Below are 21,363 nucleotides of genomic sequence, written 5' to 3' on the forward strand. Positions count from 1 at the left end.
TCATAAACAAGCTCCTCTCAACTTTTGATAAAAATTAAGAATGCCGAGACAATTTCTTCGTAGGATTTCAACGGTTGATATTTTATATCATTTATAAAAGAGATGATAGCATGACGTTCCAATTCTATACCGTGTAATGTAGCTTGATAGTTCAGTTCATGTATGAAATCAGGATCAAGACTTCTTTTCAATAGCAACCCTTCGCCTAAGCATGCTCTCGCTTGTTCAGCCCGAAGAATATAATTGTCGTCTCGGATATCTTGAGTCAACTGACAATAGAGACCAGATGAAGTTTTTTCGATTGAAGCCCAATCAAAACGTTTGACCGATTTCGATGTAGAATGTTTGAATAAATCGCCACTCCAGTAGTTGTACCATTCGACCTCGTCTGGTTTGAGGAAGATTGATTCACCCTGTTCATATTCATACATGTAGTGTGTCACGGTCTCCTTCGCTATGAAGGCCCGGTATGGCGTTAGCGCGCCGCACATCGCTTTAAAAAATAAAACCCACTCGTCCGGCCGCTCATGGAAGTGGGCTTCAGAGAGGTTCACAGCTACATAAAAGCTACCAGGCAGACCCTCACCTCGTGTATGAAACGTCACCCAGCTCTTCCTTTGCTTGAGAGAGGAAAAAAAGAGAAAATGATCTTCAAGGCCGTCCATCCACATGTTTATAAACATTTCTCTAGTAAACGGGATGTTGATCGGCTCATAGAAACCTAACTTGTCTAGGACTAGACCATAGTCCGTCATGATGTTTAACACGTCGCGAGCTGTCTGTTGGTTCGTCTCGTGCTCGAAATGAAACTTCAACTTAATCGTTTTCATTCGCTATTCCCCTCCCCCCATTAGTCTTCAAGATAAATAGCCAACTGGAACAACTCGTCTTGAAGTGACGAGAGATTAACAACCGAATGAACACCCATCATGTAGTCGTATCCGATGAACACTTTGAACGTATACTCTTCGTCTGAGCCTTCCGCCTTATGTTCTAACTCGGCGTATAGCCCATTCCTTAACATGAGCCGTAACATGTTCGGGATATGACGCCTCGATAGGACCTTGCCTGTCTTCATTTTTTGCGCATGTCTCTCATCCGAATCGGATAGAGCGCATCGAACGCGCGTTTTGCAGAGGGACGAAACGCATAGTCATGGAAACGTCGTTCAAGATAGGAGACGGTTAATGTCTTCACGCCCAAATCATCCATCATTCGCTCAATCGCCTCAATGTAGTTGGCTTCCACACGAAGATATTCTTCAAGCGTGAAGACAGTCCCGTCATACGTATTACCGATGCACGACATATCCGTCCATTCGTCAACCTCCCCTCTCGTTTCAGGATCGTATTTAGTCACGTTATATATGTACATACGCTCATCTTCTCCTTCTAAATGGAAGCCGTCAAAAAGGACGCGACAACGATGTCACGTCCGTTCAAGCCCCGATGATGGCGTCATGGGTCGCTTTCGTCCATCCGTAGGCGACCTCGCGAAGAGCGAGCTCCCCGATGGTCCGCTCTTTCTCGTCAATCACTTCGCCTTGTTTCCGTTCGTAAAACGAGCGGTACGGGTTCAGCTCGAGCGCCCAGATGATCATCCCTGAGCTGAACATCGCCCCGACGGCCTTCTCGAGCAGGCTCGAACCGAGACCGTTCCGTTGATGCTCCTCGAGCACATAAATCGCATACACTTCGTTCGGATGATCCGGATAGGTCCCGGTCCGTTCTGCCCCGTACAGGACGAACCCGACAATCTCTTCTTCGACGACGGCGACGAATCCGTCCACTTCTCGTTTCGAGAGGGCGTCACGAACCTTCTCGGCCCATTCGATCGCGTTCGATGACAACTTCAATAAAAAATCGGTCGGTACGATTCCGCGATACGTCGTCCGCCAACCGTTCACTCGAACGCGTGCGATCCCGTACGCATCTTTTGGTTCGGCTACTCGTATAATCATCTCGGCCCCCTCCTAGCGCAAGTTTTACAAGTATTTTACCACAAATCGCCATCCTGCAATCCATTTGTCAGGTAAATCCAAAGACAATTTAGCGACAAAAAAACGACCGTGGAACATCCACGGTCGTTCACATCATGCGACTTCTTGTTTCGGTGTAGCTGTCGCAGTCGTAAGTGGTTTTTTCAAGAATGAAAGGAGGAGTGCTCCAATCAAGGCACCAGCGAGAATCGCGAGTGCGTAAAGCCCCATGCTCATGACGACGTTTCCGGCTCCTTCAAGGAGTGGGAAAACGAAGATACCGCCGTGCGGTGCTGGCAATTGGATGGCGAAGAACGCTGACAATCCACCGGCGATGGCAGATCCTAGAATCGCTGATGGCAGAACACGAATCGGATCGGCCGCTGCGAACGGGATGGCTGCTTCCGTGATGAACGAGGCGCCCATAACGTATGCGGTTTTCCCTGCTTCACGTTCTTGTTTCGAGAACTTCTGACGTGCGAACACAGTCGATGCGAGCGCGACGAGAAGCGGTGGTACCATCCCACCGGCCATGACAGCAGCCATGACTTCTTGGTTTCCGGCCGTGAGGGCTGCCGTACCGAAGACGTAGGCGGTCTTGTTGATCGGACCACCCATATCGACGGCCATCATGCCTCCGACGATAACACCGAGCAAGACGGCGTTCGCACCGCTCATACCGTTGAGCACTTCCATGAGCCATGTCATGAACGCGGCGATCGGTTCGTTGACGACGAGCAACATGATCATCCCTGAGATGAATGAACCGAGTAGCGGGAACAAGAGGACCGGCTTGATTCCTTCAAGTGACGCCGGCAAATTCGCAAGCGCGCGTTTCAAGAACACGACGACGTAACCAGCGAGGAAACCGGCGATGAGACCACCGAGGAACCCTGCCCCACCTTCACTTGCGAGGAAACCGGCGACAAGACCCGGTGCGAGACCTGGACGATCGGCGATGGACATCGCGATGAAACCGGCAAGGACTGGAACGAGGAATCCGAACGCGGCGCCTCCGATTGTCATGAGTTGCGCGGCAAATGCGTTGTATGATGGATCATCCGGGTTCGCGGAGTTGATGCCCCAGAAGAAGCTGAGTGCGATCAACAAACCACCCGCGACGACGAGTGGAAGCATCGCCGAAACCCCGCTCATCAAGTGTTTGTATACACCTGTACGTTGTTCTTTCTTCTCGCCGCCAGACTTACCAGTCGACTGATAAACCGGTGCGTCTTGCTTCACGGCACGGTTGATCAATTCTTCCGGCTTCCGGATTCCTTGGGCGACAGGAACTTCGATGACGTGTTTGCCAGCGAAACGATCCATTTCGACCGCTTTGTCCGCTGCGACGATGATTGCCGTCGCTTTCGCGATGTCGGCTGACGTCAATTCGTTCTTCACGCCGGTCGATCCGTTCGTCTCGACTTTCATCTCGACGCCCATCGCGTCGGCTTTTTGTTTCAAGCTGTCCGCGGCCATATACGTGTGCGCGATACCTGTCGGACAAGCTGTGACGGCGAGAATGTATGGTGCATCTTCTTTCACCGCTTTCGCTTCGACCGGAGCCGCTTCAGCGGCTTCCTTCTCTTCGATGGCACGGATGACATCATCTTCTGACTTAGCCGCGTAGAGACGTTCTTGGAAGTTCGGGTCCATAAGGAAGACAGATAATTTCGATAACGTTTCCAAGTGCTCGTTGTTCGCATGTTCACCGGCTGCGATCATGAAGAACAAGCGGCTGTCTTGCCCGTCAAGCGCCTCATAATCGATGCCTTCCGAGCGTCCGAACGCGATTGCCGGCTCTTTGACCGCTTTCGTCTTCGCATGTGGAATCGCGATCCCTTCTCCGAGACCGGTCGTGCTTTGCGCTTCACGCGCGAGGATGGCGTCACGATAGCCGTTCCGGTCCGAAAGTTTTCCGGCCCGGTCGAGTACGTCGACGAGTTCTTCGATGACGTCGGCTTTCGTACGGCTGCCGAGATTCAATTGAATCGTGTCTTTTTTGAGCAGATCCGTGATGTTCATGTTGTTTCCTCCAATCGAGATAGTGGGGTGACGTCGACTTCGCCGACCAAGCGGTCCACGTCTTGTTTCGTACAGAGGCCAAACGTATAGGCAGACGCGCTGCCGGTCGTCACCGCATAGCGGAACGCCTCCGACGCGTCGTGGTCGAGAATGTTGGCGACGAACCCGGCGACAAGTGAATCACCGGCTCCGACCGAGTTGACGAGCTTCCCGCTCGGCGTATTGGCCGTGTAGGCTCCGCTCGCGTTGACGAGCATCGCACCGTCACCGGCGAACGAGACGATGACGTTCTTCGCTCCCCGTTCGACGAGCTTCTCCGCAAAGGGGAGTGCCTGTTCAAACGTCTCGATGTCCGCATCGAACAGTTCGCCAAGCTCGTGATGGTTCGGTTTGATCATGAGCGGCTCGAGTGACAACACTTCAAGCATCGCTTCTTTCGTCGTATCGACGACGAATTCGGCCCCGTTGGCCCGAATCGTCTCGGCAAGCGTCCGGTAGAGCGTGCTCGGCAAGTTGCCCGGGATGCTGCCCGCGAGGACGACGATATCGCCTGCCGTCACGTGTTCGAACTGTTTCGTCAGCTGCTCAAGCTCAGCGTCTTGAATAATAGGCCCGCTCGCATTAAGCTCCGTCTCTTCTTTGGCCCGAATCTTCACATTGATTCGGGTCTCGCCCGTGACTTCGATGAAGTCCGTTTGGACACCCTTGTCTTTTAGCGCTTGTTTAATGAATTCACCGGTCGTCCCACCGACGAATCCGAGTGCGACCGTCTCGACATCGTATTCACGTAAGACGAACGCAACGTTGATTCCTTTGCCGCCTGCGGTTTGAGTCGTCTCTTGAATCCGATTCACTTCTCCTAGCACAACTTCCGGTAACGTGACATAGTAGTCGATCGAAGGGTTGAGCGTTAACGTGTAAATCATTGGGCGTTCACCACCTTTGTAGTAGATTCGATTGAACGGACGTACGCGACATCCGACAGTGTGACGAGCGTGGCCGCCTCGAGCGGCGCGACTCGACTGAATGACCGTTTCCCGAATTTCGAGTCATCCGCCAAGATGTAGGCCGTACGTGCGAGTTCAATCGCTGTTTTTTTGACGAGGGCTTCTTCTGGATCCGGGGTCGTATAACCGGCCTCGAGGTCGACGCCGTTGATTCCGAGAAATGCGAGGTCGACACGATAGTTCATCATGCTCTCGCGTGCGTTGTAGCCGACGAGTGCTTGGGTCGAACGTTTCAGTTCACCGCCGATGACGAACGTCTTAATGTCGAGGTCGAACAAATCGTTCGCAATCGGAAGACTGTTCGTGACGACGATGACACGTTTCCCAGTGAGGAACGGGACCATCGCCTGCGTCGTCGTCCCGGCATCGAGGTAGACGGACATTCCGTCCTCGATGAACGTCGCGGCCTTCCGTGCGATCGCGACTTTCTCATCGACATGCCGGTCACGTTTCTCTTCAAACGTCGGTTCTTCTTCCGGGTGAATGACGAGCGTCGCGCCCCCATGTACCCGTTCCAAATAACCTTCCTCCTCAAGATCGGTCAAATCACGACGGATGGTCGACTCTGACGCTTCCGTCAATTCGACCAACTCTTTCAATTTGACAATTCGTTGTTCCGATAACCGTTGCAAAATCAGTTGATGTCGTTGTTTCGTTAACATCGTATTCCCTCCGTAGTTATAATATAAAGCGTTTACATTCAAAAAACAATCAAAAACATTCATATTCGTTCATTATTTTTTTATTTGTCACAATTATAACATAAAAAACGGTCACTTAGTGACCGTTTTTGACTGTTCATTGTTGTTTTTGGAACCATCTGTCGAGTTGTTGAATTAAAGCGGGATGCAACGGCGCCTCGATTGCCTCTCGATATTCTTTATGAAGCTGAAGCAACGAATGCGGTCTCGTCCGTTCGACGAGCAAGTGGTTCATGTCTTTCAGGATGACGTGTTCGACTTCTCCTCGGGTCTGAATCGTGTTCACATGTTCTGGCGGGACTTGGACGTCCCGGTCACCGGTGATAGCAAGGACCGGTACACGCACATGTTCGAGTCGCTCGCGCACGTCGTATGAGGCGTGCTCCCGAATCCACTTCGCATTGACGATTTGGCCTCGGAATTTGAATGAGGCGACATTCGTCCGCAATGAACGTTCGAACAATTCATCTTGACGTTTGCGCACTTTCGCGGGGACGCCGGTCATTCGATAAAATATCCCTTTCAATCCTTTGACGGACGCGATCTCCTTAGCCAGCGCATCCGCTTGAAGCAAAAACATCTGCTTCGACGCGTCGTTAAATCCGGCCAGCAGAATCAAGCCCGTCGCCTTCGTCTCGAGTTGGACGGCCGGTGCGATGACCGCCCCTTCGCTATGACCGAGAATGATGACTTCAGTCACTTCCGGTAAACGCTTGATTTGATTGACGACTGCGATCGCATCATCGATCAAGTCGTGCAGCCCGACTTTGTTGAAATCGCCGTTTGATTCTCCGATCCCTTGTTTGTCGTACCGATAGACGTTGACGCCCATCTCAAACAGCGCCTCCGCTAATTTTTTATACGTGCCGAACTGTGACGGCCCCATGTTGCCGTCGCGGTCGCTCGGTCCGCTCCCGCTCAAGATGACGACCGTCTTTCGCGGCGTATCGTGCAATAACAGTGTTCCGACCAAATCACCGTATGGTCTCGAAATAGTTAGGTTTTGTTCCATCGTATCGCCTCCTCCTACATCATACCGAACATTTTGGCGCGTATCGAGCAAAACTGATGAGTGGGCAGGTCAGTCGTCTCCCTCTCTCTTAGATTGATTGCGCAACACAAAAGGATAATCCTTCCATTTGTCGAAAGAACACATATCGTTATCTGATGGATACGACAAGTCGAATTACGAGAGGAATGAGAGAATGTTCGAAAAAATGGTTCGGTATGGCTGGAACGTCCTATCCGGTTTGGTTGTGTTGGCCTGCTCACTTTGGTTGAGCGGTCCAGGCATAGCCGAAACGGACACGCCAGACTATCGCTGGTATTTCATGTTGTGGTTCCTGTTGTGGACAATTGGTTTCTTGTTGCAATTCAAGCAACGAACGAAATCGATGGGGTTGGTGCTCACGTTCATCCCGACGCTTTATTATCTACTTCTTGTGTTGAGAGCGATGGAACTTTTCTAGCATGCTCTGTCGATTCAGATGTCTTTGACCGAACTCTAATCATTATGAAAGGACATTCAGATATCCGAATGTCCTTTCATCAGTTCAATAAAGATAAATGGATTAGGTCAACGCTTGTAGTGCGGAGGAAATGTGAAGTAATGCATTGATCAGCTCATCGATGTGCCAAGCGATATAACCGGTACTGATTGCGATGATTGTGAGCATCGTCAGCTTATATATTTGGATTGTATCCTTCATTTGTCTCATCCTTTCGTCAGTTAGATTTTTGAAGCTCAATCCCTACAAACGAGCGTACCATGTTTCCATTATTATGTAATCAATGCACAGATTTGAATTACGATTTATGCACAACTACACAAACTTCTGACGGTCACGACGACATATGCTCTCATCGCTTGGGTAACTCGCTTCCCAATCCCTCGTCCCAAGGAGAAGGGTGAATAAAAAAGACCGTAGACCATGTATCGTCTACAGTCTGTGATTCGTTCATTGCGTCGTCAACCATTCGACCAACCAATCTACATGCTCGAGCATCGCTTCTTCAGAGAGCCGGTCGATCGTATCGTCTTCAGTGAAGACGTCCTGGTTCGCCGTCAGGGAATCGTTCAACGAGATGACGTCGATGCCTGCTTGTCGATATTCGTCTAAAATCGACACCCCTAAACTTCTCACTTCGACATCGTCAAACGATGCAGCGTCCATGAACGGATACGACTTCATGCCGTGCGTTTTGACGAATCGGCCCGTATCTCCCGTCCCGATCAAGTCGAGCAACATGACGGTTCTCGGCGTCATGCCCCGCTCCTCTAACATGCCAAGGTAATGCGTGCTCGCCTCATACCCTTCCCCATACCCGTTCAAAAAGACGTAGCGGACTGTCGCGTCCGTCTTGACGTCATCCATTGCTTGAATGACTTGATACAGAATCGAGGCGCCACCGAGACCGATCAACGCGTGGTCACCATCTCCGCTGCTATCGAGGCGAGCCATCACGATGACTTCCTCATCGGTCGTCCCCGTCTGAACGAATTCCGTGTAGGGTATCTCCGATTCATACGGTTCGATCGTCACGGTTTGACCATCCGTTAGCGCTTCGGCCGCCTCAATCCCAACGCCGGTTCCACTTAAACGAAGCCAAGCCGATACATGGACGAATCCAAACTCGTCCGACGCTTCTTTATGCGGGGTGATGAGGTACCCAGCCGCTCCCGCCTCTTTCAATTTCGTCAAGTAGCGATTCGCCGCCTCATCATTGATGACCTCGCCATAATGGTCAAGGTGATACGCATTATCCCGCGCCTCAAAGGACACGTCGGTCATCGGCAAGACGACGATTTTGTCTGTCACGTCAGGAATCGGTGCGTCCCATTCGATGTGGATGATGTCGCCTTGAATCGGTTCTTCCATCATCATCGACGAGTACCCATCGAACACCTCATCTTCTATCGTGACGTCCGTATAAAACGTTTGGAGCGGTGCATCGTGCATGATGCGGTCCATGTTCAAATCAAGATCAAAACCGAGCGATTCAAACAGCTCCGCATTTTCCCAACTATCGACGTGACGGTCGTACGAGGCGAAATATTCGGCCGTCTCATACGGGGTATCGAGCGAAAGTGGGTTCAGATATAAAAACGTTACGAAAAGTGCATAAATGAAATTGAATAAGATGTTCATCTTACGTGTCTCCCCTACAAATAAATAAGATCGTCCAAGAAATAGTAAAGAATGGATAACTTGGCATTTATTATTATAAATCCACTCCATTCGTAAGTGAATTTAAATTTTATAAACATTCGATATATTTTATCTTGTCATCGGTCCACTGTCCTCTCATTTTACCTATTCATGAGTCAATCGAAAATAATCCATTTCTACATCGTAATGATTACGTTAAGATGTAATTCGTAATCATTACAACTTGAAAGAAGGATGTCATCTCTATGAAATATGTAGCTCCCTTTTTATGTACGCTCGCCCTGTTGTTTTTAACGGCGTGCAACGCTTCGGACGAAGACAATCAACATTTACATTTCGTCTACAACTTCTCGACACAATCGCTAGATCCACACCGCGACTCAAGTTACGTACCGCTCCGTGCCGGTGTGACGGAGACGCTCTTTAAATTAAATGACGAGACATTATCGGTCGACCCTTGGCTCGCAACTTCTTTTGAGCAAGTGAGCGAAACGACGTGGCGCATCTACATACGAGAAGACGTGTCGTTCCATAACGGGAAACCGCTAGACGCACAGGCGGTCAAACGTTCACTTGACCGTTCACTCGAAGAAAATACCGGTCTTCGAAGCGCGTTGCGCATCGATTCGATTACAGCAGACGCCTCGAGCCTCCTCATCGAGACGACGGTCCCGTATCCAGAACTCGTCAATGAACTCGTCCATCCGAACACATCCATCATCGATGTCACGGCGGATGAAGCCATCGATCAAAAACCTGTCGGCACCGGCCCTTATCACGTGACGTCGTTCCAACCTGGCTCGAATATTCAACTCGAACGAAATGACGCCTACTGGGACGGACAACCGAAACTCGATACGGTGACGTTCACGTTCAATGAAGATCCGGGATCACGGACGATGGCGCTCCAGTCAGGCGAAGCAGATATCGTCTATCGCCCCGAAATCGAGATGATCGAGACGCTCGAACGAGATGGGCATGTCGTCGACAAGGCGGAGACGTTCCGTGTCCATCAGTTGACGATGAACCTTGAACGTGAACATATGCAGTCGCTCGCGAGCAAATCGTCGACGGCATCTTGAACGGCTATGCGACTCCTGCTGTCGGGCCCTTCTTACCATCATTCCCGTTCGCCCCGTCTTACCCTGATAAAAAAGGACAAGACATCCTCGACCTGGTCAAACAAGACGGGTACGAGCAAGTTGACGGCGTATTGATGAAAGACGGTGAGCCGGTCCGGCTCAATCTGTTGACGTATAGTTCTCGACCTGACTTACCGCTCATCGCACAGTTGATTCAATCCGATGCGAAACAAGTCGGGATTCAAATCGACATTCAAATGATTGACACACCGGAAGAATATATGGCCGCTGAACGAGACTGGGACCTCGCGACGTATAGCAACTTGACCGCGCCGCGCGGCGATGGCGGCTACTATTTGAACGCCACGTTCCATCCGGACGGTGCCTTGAACTTTAGCGGTGTGGAGGATGCCGCGTTGACAGAAAAAATCGATCGCTTGAATCAGACGGTCGACCGTGAAGCGCGTGACCGGATGACCGAAGAGATTGCACGCTATGTCGATGAACGTGTCATCAACTCGTTCTTGGTCCACCCGTCGACGAATGTCGCCTTGAAAGACAACGTTCGTGGTTGGATTACAGAAAAGAGCGAATACTACATGATCACAAAAGATTTGGAAGTGTTGTGACATGACGCGATTCGTGGCACGTAAATTGCTTGAGTGGGGACTAGCTTTTTTAGTCTTCACTTTTTTCAGTTTTTTGCTCCTTCGACTTGTCCCCGGCGACCCTGTCCTCTATTTATTGAAGGTCGACGAACTGCAAGTCGACGTCGCCGAGATTGATCGTCTTCGTGAGGAACTCAGTTTCACGGATCCAGTGTGGGTCCAATACATCCAATGGCTGTCCGAAGTCGTCCGATTCAACCTAGGCGACTCACTCATCACCGGACAGCCCGTGACGCAACTGTTCAAAAATAACTATGCCGCGACGTTCGAACTCGCCATCGGCGGTATCCTCGTCGCCATCGCGCTTGCTGTCCCGCTTGGGGCAATTAGTGCGTTTCGACCGAATTCTGCCCTCGCCACACTCGCTTCCGGGTTGTCGATTCTCGGCTCATCGGTCCCGAGTTTTTTGATTGGATTGTTTATGATGTATGTGTTCGCCGTGACGCTCCAATGGTTTCCCGTGATGGGGCGCACCGGTTGGGAGAGCCTCATTTTGCCGTCTTTGACGTTAGGGATTGCCGTAGGTGGTGTCTACATCCGACTCATCCGTTCAACCTTGCTTGAGGTGATGTCAACGGATTATATCGTGATGGCGAAAATTCGGGGAATTCGTTCCAAAACGTTACTGACACGCTATATCGCCAGGGCGGCCTTGCCTCCGGTCATCTCGATGTTCGGGGTGAGCGTGGCGAGCCTTATGGGCGGGGTCGTCGTCCTCGAAGTGTTGTTCGCCTATCCCGGGGTCGGCAAACTGATGGTGGATTCTGTATTACGTCGTGATTTCCCAGTCTTACAGGGTTATCTCGTCTTTACGACTTGTCTCGTCGTGACCGTCAACCTCGTGACCGGTTCGCTGTTACGCCTGCTCCAGCCCCACCTTTACCGAAAGAAGGTGTCCCGATGAAAAAGTGGTCGCTTCTATTTATCCTCTTCGTACTTTGTGCAACTGCTTATTGGTTCATCGCTGGCGACCCGTTCGTGACAGATGTGACGAATCGACTTGCCGCGCCATCTGTGGAGCACCCGCTCGGAACCGACCATCTCGGGCGGGATGTGTTGTCACGTCTCTTGCTTGCTGGAGGGATCACGGTCGGACTAAGTATCGCCATCGTTCTGACGACAGCGACGATCGGTGTCGCGCTTGGCACGTTGAGCGGGTTCGTCAATCGAAAAATTGAACCGATCGTCACAAAAGTGACGGACGCGACGATCATCTTTCCCGATACAGTACTCGCCATCGTACTCGCGGGCGTCATGGGGCCTAGCATCCAAAGTCTCGTGCTCGCCATCAGTTTGATTAAGTGGACGTCTTACACCCGGCTTGTCCATACGCTCGTTATACAGGAGAGCACGAAAGGACATATCCTCGCTGCGCACGTGAACGGACTTTCGAAATCAAAGATTGCATATCGGCACGTCCTCCCTGCCGTCTGCCCGCATATTATTGTCGTCATGAGTCTCGACCTTGGAAAAGTGATTCTGCTCATCTCGGCGTTCTCGTTCATCGGATTGGGCGTCCAATTGCCATTACCCGAATGGGGGGGGTATGATCAGTGAGGGACGTCATTACCTTGGAACGAATCCAACGCTCGTGTTCTGGCCGGCCGTCTGTATCGTATTGACCATCGTCGGGTCGACCCGATTATCAACAAAATTGTCCCGTCACTTTCAAGGTTAACCGTTAGGAGGAAACGTCATGCTACGTATCGATCACCTCTCCATCAAGCACGAGGAACGCCTCCTTTTACAGGACGTCTCGCTCGCCATCGAACAAAACAAATGGGTGTGTCTTGTCGGTGCGAGCGGAAGCGGAAAGTCCCTTCTCGTCAAATCGATTTTACAAATGCTACCGAACACACTGCAAACAACCGGTACGATCTCGTGGAACGACGAAACGATTCAATCAGCCAGTAACGCGTGTTCCATTTACGGGTGTGAAATCGGCTATATCCCTCAACAGTATACGACGTCGTTCGCACCGTTTTTGACGATGGAGGCGCACCTTAGGGATTTGTTCGCGAGTCACGAGCAGACGTACGACGTGACCCGTATCCGCTCGATCATGGCCGAAGTCCACCTGCCGGAAACATTGCTCTCCCGCTATCCGGGCGAACTGAGCGGCGGACAGTTGCAGCGATTTTCTCTCGTACTCGCAATCGTCATCAAGCCAAGGCTTCTCATCGCGGATGAGATCACGAATGCGCTCGACGTGTTGACGGCTCGGCAGGTGACCGAATGGTTGAAGGCGATGATCGGGCAGACATCGAGCATGCTCTGGGTGACCCACGATTTAGCCGAGGCGATGATGTATGCCGACCACATTCTCGTCATGAAAGCGGGACGCATCGTCGACGCGGGAGACCGCAATCACTTGCTCGCCTCGAGCAACCCGTATACCAACTCCTTGCTCAGGGCGGCACCGATTATAAAACGAGAGGATCGACTCGACCATGTTACTACGCGTTAACAACGTCCAAAAATCTTATAATGGCCAGCCGGTGCTACGCGACGTGACGTTCACGATTCAGGCTGGCGAATCGGTCGGTCTGATCGGCACGAGTGGTAGCGGAAAAAGTACGTTGTCCCGCTGCATCCTTGGGCTTGAGACGCTTGACAGTGGAACGCTTCATTTAGGTGGCTCGTCTTGGCAAAACGCGTCGCGTAAAGAAACGTCATCGATGAAACGACGTGTCCAAGCCGTGTTTCAAGATAGCTCTGACTCGTTTAATCCGAGATGGAGACTAGCCGATTCCATTTTAGAGCCGCTTCGTCATTTCCGAATGATTGAACCGAGTGAGGAACCGACCAAGTTGGCCCATTTGTGTGAGATCGTGCAACTTCCGTACACATGTATGAGCTCGTATCCTCGGGCGTTAAGCGGCGGACAGAAGCAACGGGCCGCCATCGCCAGGTCGCTCAGCATCAATCCTCAACTCGTCGTGTTAGACGAAGCGACCACCGCGCTCGACACGCTCACCCAACATCATATCGTCGAGATGCTACAGTCTTATCGTCACGACCAATCCATGGCGTTCCTATTCATCTCTCATGATTTATCGATCGTATCGAGACTGTGCGATCGGATTCTCGTCTTGTCCGAAGGAACGATCGTGGACGCATTCCGTACCGATGAACTGTTTGATGAGGCACGCCATCCGTATACGATCGCGTTGCGTGACGCTTTCGTCGAGAAAGGACGTTCCTTGAATGGTCTCGGCTAAATCGTTCTGGCTCATCGCCTATCCGCTCGTGCTCGCCGGCTTCTCGACACCGCTCCTCGGTGTTGTCGATACAATCGTCATTGCGAACACGGGACAATTGACCGCGATTGGTGCGGTCGCCATCGGGGCGGTCGTGTTCAATACGTTGTATTGGCTGTTCGGCTTCTTGAAAATCAGCACGAGCGGTTTCACGGCGCAAGCGCTCGGTCAAAACAATTTAAACCTTGCTCAAATGAGTCTGTTCCGGCCACTCGTCATCGCTTTTGTCGTCGGAACCAATTTTATCTTGTTCTTGATCCCGATTCGGGAAACGGCCATCCATTTACTCGTGACCGATGCGTCGATGGCCGGTTCCGTTCGAACGTACATCACGACGCGACTTTACGCCGCTCCCTTCGCACTCGGCACATACGTTGTCCTTGGCTGGTTAATCGGTCATGGCCGTGTCCGGACCACTCTAGCGATTCAAGTCGGGGGAAATGTGCTGAACATCTTCTTAGACGTTTGGTTCATCCGTCTGTTTGATGACCCGGTCGCCGGGATTGCTCTCGCGACGAGTTTGTCAGAAGTGATGACGTTCGGGTTCGGTTGGTTGTTCGTTCACGGCCATCTTACGTACTCCGTACAGCGCGTCCACGAGTTGATGAACGTCCGCGCCTACCTCACCTACTTGACCGTCAACCGTGACTTGTTCATCCGGACTGTCTTTTTACTTCTCATGACAGGCTGGTTCACTTCACTCGGTGCGAGACAAGGCGTCGAGACGTTGAGTGCGAACGCCATCTTGTTTCAATTGCAATACTTAATCGCCTATTGGTTCAGCGGAATCGGGCAAGCTTCCACCGTCTTGATTGGTCGCGCGATTGGTCAGAAATCGAAAGCGGCGTATCGGCGCACGGTTCAAATCGGGTTACGTTTTCTTCTCTGGTCAACGATTGGGATCACCTTGTTGTTGTCGGTCGCACATGGAGGGATTATTCGCCTCTTCACAGAAGATCTAGCACTCCGCTCAACGATTGAGACGTACTATATGTGGATTCTTGTCTATCCGCTCGTCGGAAGCTTGGCCATGTTGTATGAAGGAGTCTTTGCTGGACTCGGGGACGCACGGCCCGTTCGTAACTCACTCATCTATGCGTTCATCGTCTTTACGATCGTCGTCGTCTTGCTCGTCCCATTAATCGGGAACCATGGGATTTGGATTGCGTTTCTTTGCTTCAGCTTCACTCGATCCAGCGCATTGGTGATGAGTGAACGAAGAAAACGACTCCGGCTGTTTTCTTCGTCTCGTCTGTCCGGAAGATGGTATGATGATGAAAGAATCAACATCAAGTTTAAATAAACAGTTGGTGCTCCTGATGAAGCCTCATTATTCGAATCAACAACGAAAGAAAAAACGTTACCTGTACGCGTTCATCTTCCTCGCTATACTCAATACGGTGCAACATGCATATGACATCGGTTCTGACGCGTCTTCCCCATACCGACTCGTCGGCGGTCTCGTTTTTTTTGCGACCCTGCTCTATTTTCGGTTAAAAGAAAAAAGGTGGGCCGAGATCGCGATCAAGTTTGTCGTCTGGTTCAACGTCATCGCTTTATTCGTCATATTCCTGTTCATCGGACTCTTCCTGATCGTATGAAAAAAAGGCGGCCACTCGTTTGAGTGGTCGCCTTTCGTTCGTTATACGCCTTCGTACGCTGCGTACATGATTTCTTTCAATTCTTCAACGAGCGGCATTTTCGGGTTGGCCGTCGTACATTGGTCTTCGAATGCGTCGACTGCCATCTTGTCGACTTTCGCGTCGAGGTCCGCTTTCTTGATGCCTTGTGCTTTGAACGAGAGCTTGATGTTCAAGCGCTGACCGAGCTCGATGACCGCTTGGATGAGTGACTCGACACCTTCTTCCGTCGTGCTCGCTGGAAGTCCGAGGTAGCGCGCGATTTCCGCGTAACGCTCGTCGGCGATGAATGACTCATATTTCGGGAACGCCGCGAGTTTCGATGGGCGTGTCGCGTTGTAGCGGATGACGTGTGGCATGAGGATCGCGTTCGTCCGTCCGTGTGGGACGTGGAACTCACCACCGATTTTGTGTGCGATCGAGTGGTTGATGCCGAGGAACGCGTTCGCGAACGCCATACCAGCCATTGTCGATGCGTTGTGGACTTTCTGACGAGCTTCGGCGTCACTACCGTTTTCATACGCTTTCGGGAGGTAGTCGAAGATCATCTTCATCGAACGGAGCGCAAGTCCGTCCGTATAGTCGTTTGCCATGACCGATACGTACGCTTCGATGGCGTGCGTCAACACGTCCATTCCTGTATCAGCCGTGATGGACGCTGGGACCGTCATGACGAACTCAGGGTCGACGATGGCGACGTCCGGTGTGATCGCGTAGTCGGCGATCGGGTACTTCACGTTTTTCTTCTTATCTGTGATGACCGTGAACGGCGTCACTTCAGAACCCGTACCAGATGTTGTCGGGATGGCGACGAACATCGACTTGTTGCCGAGCGTCGGGAATTTGTACGTCCGTTTGCGGATATCCATGAATTTTTGACGAAGGTTCGAGAACTTCTCTTCTGGGCGTTCGTAGAAGAGCCACATGCCTTTCGCGGCATCCATCGGCGAACCGCCGCCGAGTGCGATGATCATATCCGGTTGGAAGTGACGCATTGCTTCAGCACCACGCATGACCGTTTCAACAGATGGATCTGGCTCGACTTGGTCGAAGATGCGGTACTCGACGCCAGCCGGCAAGTTTTTGATGACTTTATCGGCAAAACCGAGTTTGACCATCATTTCATCCGTGACGATCATCGCCCGTTTCTTCGATGTGAGCGACTGAAGGTATTGGACCGAGTTTTTCTCGAAGTAAATCTTTTCAGGGACTTTAAACCATTGCATGTTCACGCGACGTCTCGCCACCTTTTTCACGTTGAGTAGATGTTTCGCCGTCACGTTCTCAGAGACGGAGTTTTTACCGTATGACCCACAACCGAGTGTGAGCGACGGTGTCATTTCGTTATAGAGGTCACCGATCCCGCCGTGTGCCGTTGGCGAGTTGACGATGATACGGCAAGCTTTCATCCGGAGACCGAAGGCGAGGATCGCGTCGTCGTCTGTCGAGTGAATCGCAGCCGTATGTCCGAGACCGCCGATTTCAAGCATCTTCTCAGCGATGGCGAACCCTTCTTCACGCGATTGAACTTTGTACGCACCGAGCACCGGGCTGAGCTTCTCATGTGAGAGAAGTTCTGTCGCGCCGACCGTCTCAAGTTCAGCGATCAAAATCTTCGTGTCGGCCGGGACTGTGAGTCCAGCTTTCTCGGCGATCCACGCTGCCGGTTTCCCGACGATTTCCGGGTTGACCGCACATGAGTCTGTTTTGATGACGAGTGTCTCGAGTTTCGCTTTCTCTTCTGGCGAGCAGAAGTAGCATCCGAGTGCCGTCATTTCCGCTTTCACTTCTTCATATACTTCCTGGTCGACGATGATCGCTTGTTCAGACGCACAGATCATACCGTTATCGAACGTTTTCGACAAGATGACGTCCGAGATGGCGCGTTTCACTTTTGCCGTCTTATCGATGTAGGCTGGGACGTTACCAGGACCGACGCCGAGTGCCGGTTTACCAGTCGAGTACGCCGATTTGACCATCGCCGCTCCACCTGTCGCGAGTACCATGGCAACACCTGGGTGGTTCATGAGCGCTTTCGTCGCGTCGAGTGACGGTTTTTCGACCCATTGAATCAAATGTTCCGGTGCCCCGGCTTCGATGGCTGCGTCACGAAGGATACGGGCCGCTTCGCTTGAACACTGTTGTGCTGACGGGTGGAAGCCGAAGATGATTGGGTTACGTGTTTTAATGGCGATGATCGCTTTGAACATCGTCGTTGATGTCGGGTTCGTGACCGGTGTGACCCCGGCGACGACACCGACTGGCTCCGCGATGTACGTGATGCCGTTTTGCTCGTCGTCTTCGATGACGCCGACCGTCTTCTCGCCACGGAGTGAGTTGTAAATATATTCTGTCGCGAAGATGTTTTTGATCATCTTGTCTTCAAATACACCGCGACCAGTTTCTTCATATGCATGTTTCGCGAGTGCGACGTGTTGTTCGAGGCCGGCTAGCGCCATCGCTTGAACGATCGCATCGATCTTTTCTTGGTCAAACGTCATCAACGTGTCGAGCGCTTTGTGCGCTTGCGTGACGAGCGTGTCGACCATTTGTTCTGCTGATGTTTCTACTACTGCTTTCTCTTTAACTGCCATGTTGGTTTCCTCCTCATGAATGAGAGCTGATAAGTTTGACTTGATGGAGAGCACGGGGCAATCAGTTAGTTCAAGAAGAGTTTGTGCTTTCCTTCACATTCATAGAATACACCGTTTTCAGGATTTTGTGCGTGACAACAATGTGAACTCTTTCACAATATTTTTTTGAAGAATGAGGATAGGTCTTGCATTTTACTCCGTACCTTCGTAAAATCGAATGCGTTTTCATGAAAATGCTACGCCCGCTTTATGTAAACGCTTACATTGTTTATGGCGTCTGGATGTCGAAATACGTGTGTATTTCCTCACATCACGAGGATTGGTCGTCCAAGCCCTCTTCACTCGTGTATAATGTAAGATAGAACCTAATTAGGAAGTGAATAGACTTATGCCTAGACAAGATGCAGCCGATCAGTTCGTCAAACTGATCCCATTGATTCGTAGAAAATTGCTACGTCGCTCTGACCTCCCGCAAATCCCGAACTTGAACTTCTCCCACTTTCATCTATTGATGTTAATCGAGGACGAAGGTGCGGTGACGAACGGGCACATTAGCGAGACGTTGTCGATCGCCCCACCGAACGTGACGCCACTCATCACGAAACTCGTCGATGAAGGATACATCACGCGTGTGCCGGATGAGCGGGACCGCCGTGTCATCTGGAATCAATTGACCGAGAAAGGCGAACAAGTACTCCGGGAACGACGCGATTCGTTCCGCCGCCTGTTCGAAGATCGCCTCGCCTTTTTAGACGATGACGAGACCGAACGATTGATTGATAGCTTGAAAACGCTGACGGAAATCGTCGAGAAGATGGACAAGAGCGAGGGATGAATTTTTCTCGTCAATGCTCCGTTCTTCTTATATAATCGACAGTGAATCAATCGAACTATGGAAAGAGAGATGACATGTAATGGGTCGTAAATGGAACAACATCAAAGAAAAAAAGGCGTCAAAAGACGCCAATACGAGTCGGATTTATGCGAAGTTCGGTCGGGAGATTTATATCGTCGCCCGCCAAGGGGAGCCAGACCCTGAACTGAACCAAGCGCTCAAATTCGTCGTCGAGCGGGCGAAGACGTACAACGTCCCGAAAGCGATCATCGACCGGGCCATCGACAAGGCGAAAGGCGGCGACGAAGAAAACTTTGACGAGTTACGTTATGAAGGGTTCGGACCGAGCGGATCGATGGTGATCGTCGACACGCTCACGAACAACGTCAACCGGACGGCGTCCGAAGTGCGCGCCGCGTTCGGGAAGAACGGCGGCAACATGGGCGTGAGCGGCTCGGTCGCCTACATGTTCGACGCGACGGCCGTCATCGGCGTCTCCGGTATGAATTCGGACGAAGTGCTCGAACTCATGATGGAGCATGACCTAGACGTGCGCGACATTCTTGAAGAAGAAGACACGGTCATCGTCTACGCGGAGCCAGAGGCGTTCCACGCCGTCCAAACCGCATTCAAATCAGCCGGCATCGAATCGTTCGAAATCGCCGAGTTGACGATGCTTCCACAAAATGAAATCACCCTCGACGACGCGTCGAAAGAACAGTTCGAGAAGCTTCTCGACGTGCTCGAAGACCTCGAGGATGTGCGTCAGGTATACCATAACGTCGAATGATGACGAGCAAGCGATAACTTTTCGGAGTTATCGCTTTTTTTCAATACTTGATTTGACAAGCATGATTTCATATGTTAAATTTCAAAAGTCTTTATCATATTAAAGTGATAATAAGAGAAAGAGTTTTAAGGAAAGGTGTTGGATTACTATGAACGCTGTCTTATTAGCCGTTATTGTCTTATTCGCTCTCGCCATCAGTCGAGTGCACATCGTGTTGTCGCTCATCCTCGCGGCCATCGTCGGCGGCCTCGTCGGCGGTCTCGGGTTTAACGATACGCTCGCCGCGTTTAGCGACGGTCTGGGCGGAGGCGCGTCCATCGCCTTAAGCTACGCGCTCCTCGGCGCGTTCGCCGTCGGTTTGTCGAAGACGGGACTCCCGGACGTCCTCGCTGAGAAATTGATCAGCATGTCAGGACGCGACGTCACCGGAAAGAACGTCCGCTTCGTGAAAGCGATGCTGTTGTCGTTATTACTATTACTCGCGATCAGCTCGCAAAACGCGTTGCCGATTCACATCGCTTTCATCCCGATCGTCGTACCGCCGCTCCTCGTCTTGTTCAACGAGTTGAAGCTTGACCGTCGCCTCGTGGCGACGATTCTCACGTTCGGTCTCGTCACCCCGTACATGCTCCTGCCGATCGGGTTTGGCGGCATCTACTTGAACGAGATTTTACTCCCAAACGTCGAGACGAACGGCATGGCCGTCGGCGACGTCAACATCGTCAGCATCATGGCCATTCCAGCTCTCGGAATGCTCGTCGGGCTCATCGCCGCGTTCATCCACTATCGGAAACCGCGAACGTATGAGACGATCGCCCTTGGCCCTAAAGACTACGAACTTCGGCAGTTGAGCCCACTGAAAATCGGGTTGACGCTTGCCGTCGTCATCGTCGTCCTCATCGTTCAGTTGCAGACCGATTCGATGATCGCCTCGGCCGTCACCGGCTTGATTTTATTGACCGTGCTTCGACTCATCCCATGGTCTGAAGCGGACGACATCTTCACGAGCGGGATGCGCATGATGGCGTTCATCGGTTTCGTCATGATCGCGGCGAGCGGCTTTGCCGCCGTCATTCGCGAGACGGGCGCCATCGAACCGCTCGTCAACGGCGCGTCCGGTCTCATGGGCGATTCGCAGTTCCTCGCCGCGCTCATCATGTTGCTCGTCGGTCTCGTCATCACGCTCGGAATCGGCTCGAGTTTCTCGACGATCCCGATCATCGCGGCCATCTTCGTCCCGCTCTGCATCCAGTATGGATTCTCGGTCGAGGCGACAATCGCCATCATCGGGACGGCCGGCGCGCTCGGTGACGCCGGTAGCCCGGCAAGTGACTCGACACTCGGTCCGACGAGCGGATTGAACGCTGACGGTCAGCACGATCACTTGCGTGAAACGGTGTGGCCGACGTTCCTCCACTACAACATCCCGCTCATCGTGTTCGGTTTGATCGCCGCGATGGTGCTGTGATCACTTTCGATTGCGACGCGCGTAGATCGTCCCGAGCAAGACAAGAACGAGTAAGAACCAAATTCCTGTATACATGAGGATCTCGGTAATCATCATATTCCTCCTGTGACAAAAAGATAAGGAGCGACGAAATCGTCGCTCCTTT

21 protein-coding genes and 1 pseudogene are annotated in these 21,363 nt (G+C 51.7%); 11 read left to right on the forward strand and 11 right to left on the reverse strand.

The genetic code is table 11. The features are described from left to right. Positions 1-17: 17 nt before the first annotated feature. The 8 genes from P398_RS0110515 to P398_RS0110550 all read right to left on the reverse strand — a co-directional run bounded on the left by P398_RS0110515 (position 18) and on the right by P398_RS0110550 (position 6,723). A complete protein-coding gene (locus P398_RS0110515) occupies positions 18-830 on the reverse strand; it encodes a hypothetical protein (RefSeq protein ID WP_029335155.1) in 813 nt (270 codons plus the stop codon). A 20-nt stretch (positions 831-850) separates the two neighbouring features. Continuing rightward, complete coding sequence (locus tag P398_RS0110520; protein WP_147287410.1) at positions 851-1,036, reverse strand: hypothetical protein; 186 nt, start codon at positions 1,034-1,036, stop codon at positions 851-853. 38 nt (positions 1,037-1,074) lie between these two features. Next, entirely contained in the window at positions 1,075-1,374 is a 300-nt protein-coding gene (locus P398_RS0110525) for a hypothetical protein (RefSeq protein ID WP_029335158.1), read from the reverse strand. Positions 1,375-1,438: 64 nt separating this feature from the next. Next, positions 1,439-1,960, reverse strand: a complete 522-nt coding sequence (locus P398_RS0110530) for a GNAT family N-acetyltransferase (protein WP_029335159.1) — start codon at positions 1,958-1,960, stop codon at positions 1,439-1,441. Between the two features lie 132 nt (positions 1,961-2,092). Further along, on the reverse strand, positions 2,093-4,003 hold the full coding sequence (locus P398_RS0110535; protein WP_029335160.1) for a PTS fructose transporter subunit IIABC: 1,911 nt from the start codon (positions 4,001-4,003) through the stop codon (positions 2,093-2,095). Continuing rightward, positions 4,000-4,929, reverse strand: coding sequence for a 1-phosphofructokinase (gene pfkB / locus P398_RS0110540; RefSeq protein ID WP_029335161.1), 930 nt, complete (start codon positions 4,927-4,929; stop codon positions 4,000-4,002). The genes P398_RS0110535 and pfkB overlap by 4 nt, the downstream gene beginning before the upstream one ends. Further along, on the reverse strand, positions 4,926-5,672 hold the full coding sequence (locus tag P398_RS0110545) for a DeoR/GlpR family DNA-binding transcription regulator (RefSeq protein WP_029335162.1): 747 nt from the start codon (positions 5,670-5,672) through the stop codon (positions 4,926-4,928). The genes pfkB and P398_RS0110545 overlap by 4 nt, the downstream gene beginning before the upstream one ends. Before the next feature lie 136 nt (positions 5,673-5,808). Continuing rightward, positions 5,809-6,723 (reverse strand): alpha/beta hydrolase, encoded by a 915-nt coding sequence (locus P398_RS0110550; RefSeq protein WP_029335163.1) that lies wholly within the window; start codon positions 6,721-6,723, stop codon positions 5,809-5,811. Positions 6,724-6,928: 205 nt separating this feature from the next. Between P398_RS0110550 and P398_RS17055 the strand changes: the two genes are divergently transcribed. Further along, positions 6,929-7,180 (forward strand): hypothetical protein, encoded by a 252-nt coding sequence (locus P398_RS17055; RefSeq protein ID WP_235263343.1) that lies wholly within the window; start codon positions 6,929-6,931, stop codon positions 7,178-7,180. 102 nt (positions 7,181-7,282) lie between these two features. On the opposite strand, the gene P398_RS16895 is transcribed toward P398_RS17055, so the two are convergent. Beyond that, the gene (locus P398_RS16895) at positions 7,283-7,420 is read right to left on the reverse strand and encodes a hypothetical protein (protein ID WP_160151239.1); all 138 of its coding nucleotides are present in this window, start codon (positions 7,418-7,420) and stop codon (positions 7,283-7,285) included. 249 nt (positions 7,421-7,669) lie between these two features. Then, complete coding sequence (locus P398_RS16140) at positions 7,670-8,860, reverse strand: zinc-binding metallopeptidase family protein (RefSeq protein WP_034799161.1); 1,191 nt, start codon at positions 8,858-8,860, stop codon at positions 7,670-7,672. Positions 8,861-9,126: 266 nt separating this feature from the next. On the opposite strand from P398_RS16140, the pseudogene nikA reads away from it, so the two are divergent. From nikA to P398_RS0110600, 7 genes and pseudogenes are all read left to right on the forward strand, one after another. Continuing rightward, positions 9,127-10,592: pseudogene (gene nikA, locus P398_RS16145) on the forward strand (nickel ABC transporter substrate-binding protein). A 1-nt stretch (position 10,593) separates the two neighbouring features. Next, the gene (locus tag P398_RS0110575) at positions 10,594-11,535 is read left to right on the forward strand and encodes an ABC transporter permease (protein WP_034799162.1); all 942 of its coding nucleotides are present in this window, start codon (positions 10,594-10,596) and stop codon (positions 11,533-11,535) included. Next, positions 11,532-12,188: an ABC transporter permease gene (locus tag P398_RS16150; RefSeq protein WP_051638903.1), complete on the forward strand. Its 657-nt coding sequence runs from the start codon at positions 11,532-11,534 to the stop codon at positions 12,186-12,188. The genes P398_RS0110575 and P398_RS16150 overlap by 4 nt, the downstream gene beginning before the upstream one ends. 139 nt (positions 12,189-12,327) lie before the next feature. Beyond that, positions 12,328-13,098, forward strand: coding sequence for an ABC transporter ATP-binding protein (locus P398_RS0110585; RefSeq protein ID WP_029335168.1), 771 nt, complete (start codon positions 12,328-12,330; stop codon positions 13,096-13,098). Continuing rightward, positions 13,082-13,852 (forward strand): ABC transporter ATP-binding protein, encoded by a 771-nt coding sequence (locus tag P398_RS0110590; protein WP_034799165.1) that lies wholly within the window; start codon positions 13,082-13,084, stop codon positions 13,850-13,852. The genes P398_RS0110585 and P398_RS0110590 overlap by 17 nt, the downstream gene beginning before the upstream one ends. Beyond that, positions 13,839-15,194, forward strand: coding sequence for an MATE family efflux transporter (locus tag P398_RS0110595; RefSeq protein WP_051638904.1), 1,356 nt, complete (start codon positions 13,839-13,841; stop codon positions 15,192-15,194). The genes P398_RS0110590 and P398_RS0110595 overlap by 14 nt, the downstream gene beginning before the upstream one ends. Then, complete coding sequence (locus tag P398_RS0110600) at positions 15,166-15,492, forward strand: hypothetical protein (protein ID WP_029335171.1); 327 nt, start codon at positions 15,166-15,168, stop codon at positions 15,490-15,492. The genes P398_RS0110595 and P398_RS0110600 overlap by 29 nt, the downstream gene beginning before the upstream one ends. A gap of 41 nt (positions 15,493-15,533) precedes the next feature. Here the strand turns inward: P398_RS0110600 and adhE are convergent, their stop codons facing one another. Beyond that, the gene (gene adhE, locus P398_RS0110605; protein ID WP_024370303.1) at positions 15,534-18,125 is read right to left on the reverse strand and encodes a bifunctional acetaldehyde-CoA/alcohol dehydrogenase; all 2,592 of its coding nucleotides are present in this window, start codon (positions 18,123-18,125) and stop codon (positions 15,534-15,536) included. A 388-nt stretch (positions 18,126-18,513) separates the two neighbouring features. Between adhE and P398_RS0110610 the strand changes: the two genes are divergently transcribed. From P398_RS0110610 to P398_RS0110620, 3 genes are all read left to right on the forward strand, one after another. After that, positions 18,514-18,960, forward strand: coding sequence for a MarR family winged helix-turn-helix transcriptional regulator (locus P398_RS0110610; protein ID WP_024370302.1), 447 nt, complete (start codon positions 18,514-18,516; stop codon positions 18,958-18,960). Between the two features lie 79 nt (positions 18,961-19,039). Then, a complete protein-coding gene (locus P398_RS0110615) occupies positions 19,040-19,750 on the forward strand; it encodes a YebC/PmpR family DNA-binding transcriptional regulator (RefSeq protein ID WP_029335173.1) in 711 nt (236 codons plus the stop codon). Positions 19,751-19,898: 148 nt separating this feature from the next. Continuing rightward, on the forward strand, positions 19,899-21,218 hold the full coding sequence (locus tag P398_RS0110620) for a Na+/H+ antiporter family protein (protein WP_029335175.1): 1,320 nt from the start codon (positions 19,899-19,901) through the stop codon (positions 21,216-21,218). Positions 21,219-21,363: the final 145 nt, after the last annotated feature.

This window comes from Exiguobacterium aurantiacum DSM 6208 (assembly GCF_000702585.1).
Taxonomy (GTDB): Bacteria; Bacillota; Bacilli; order Exiguobacteriales; family Exiguobacteriaceae; genus Exiguobacterium; species Exiguobacterium aurantiacum.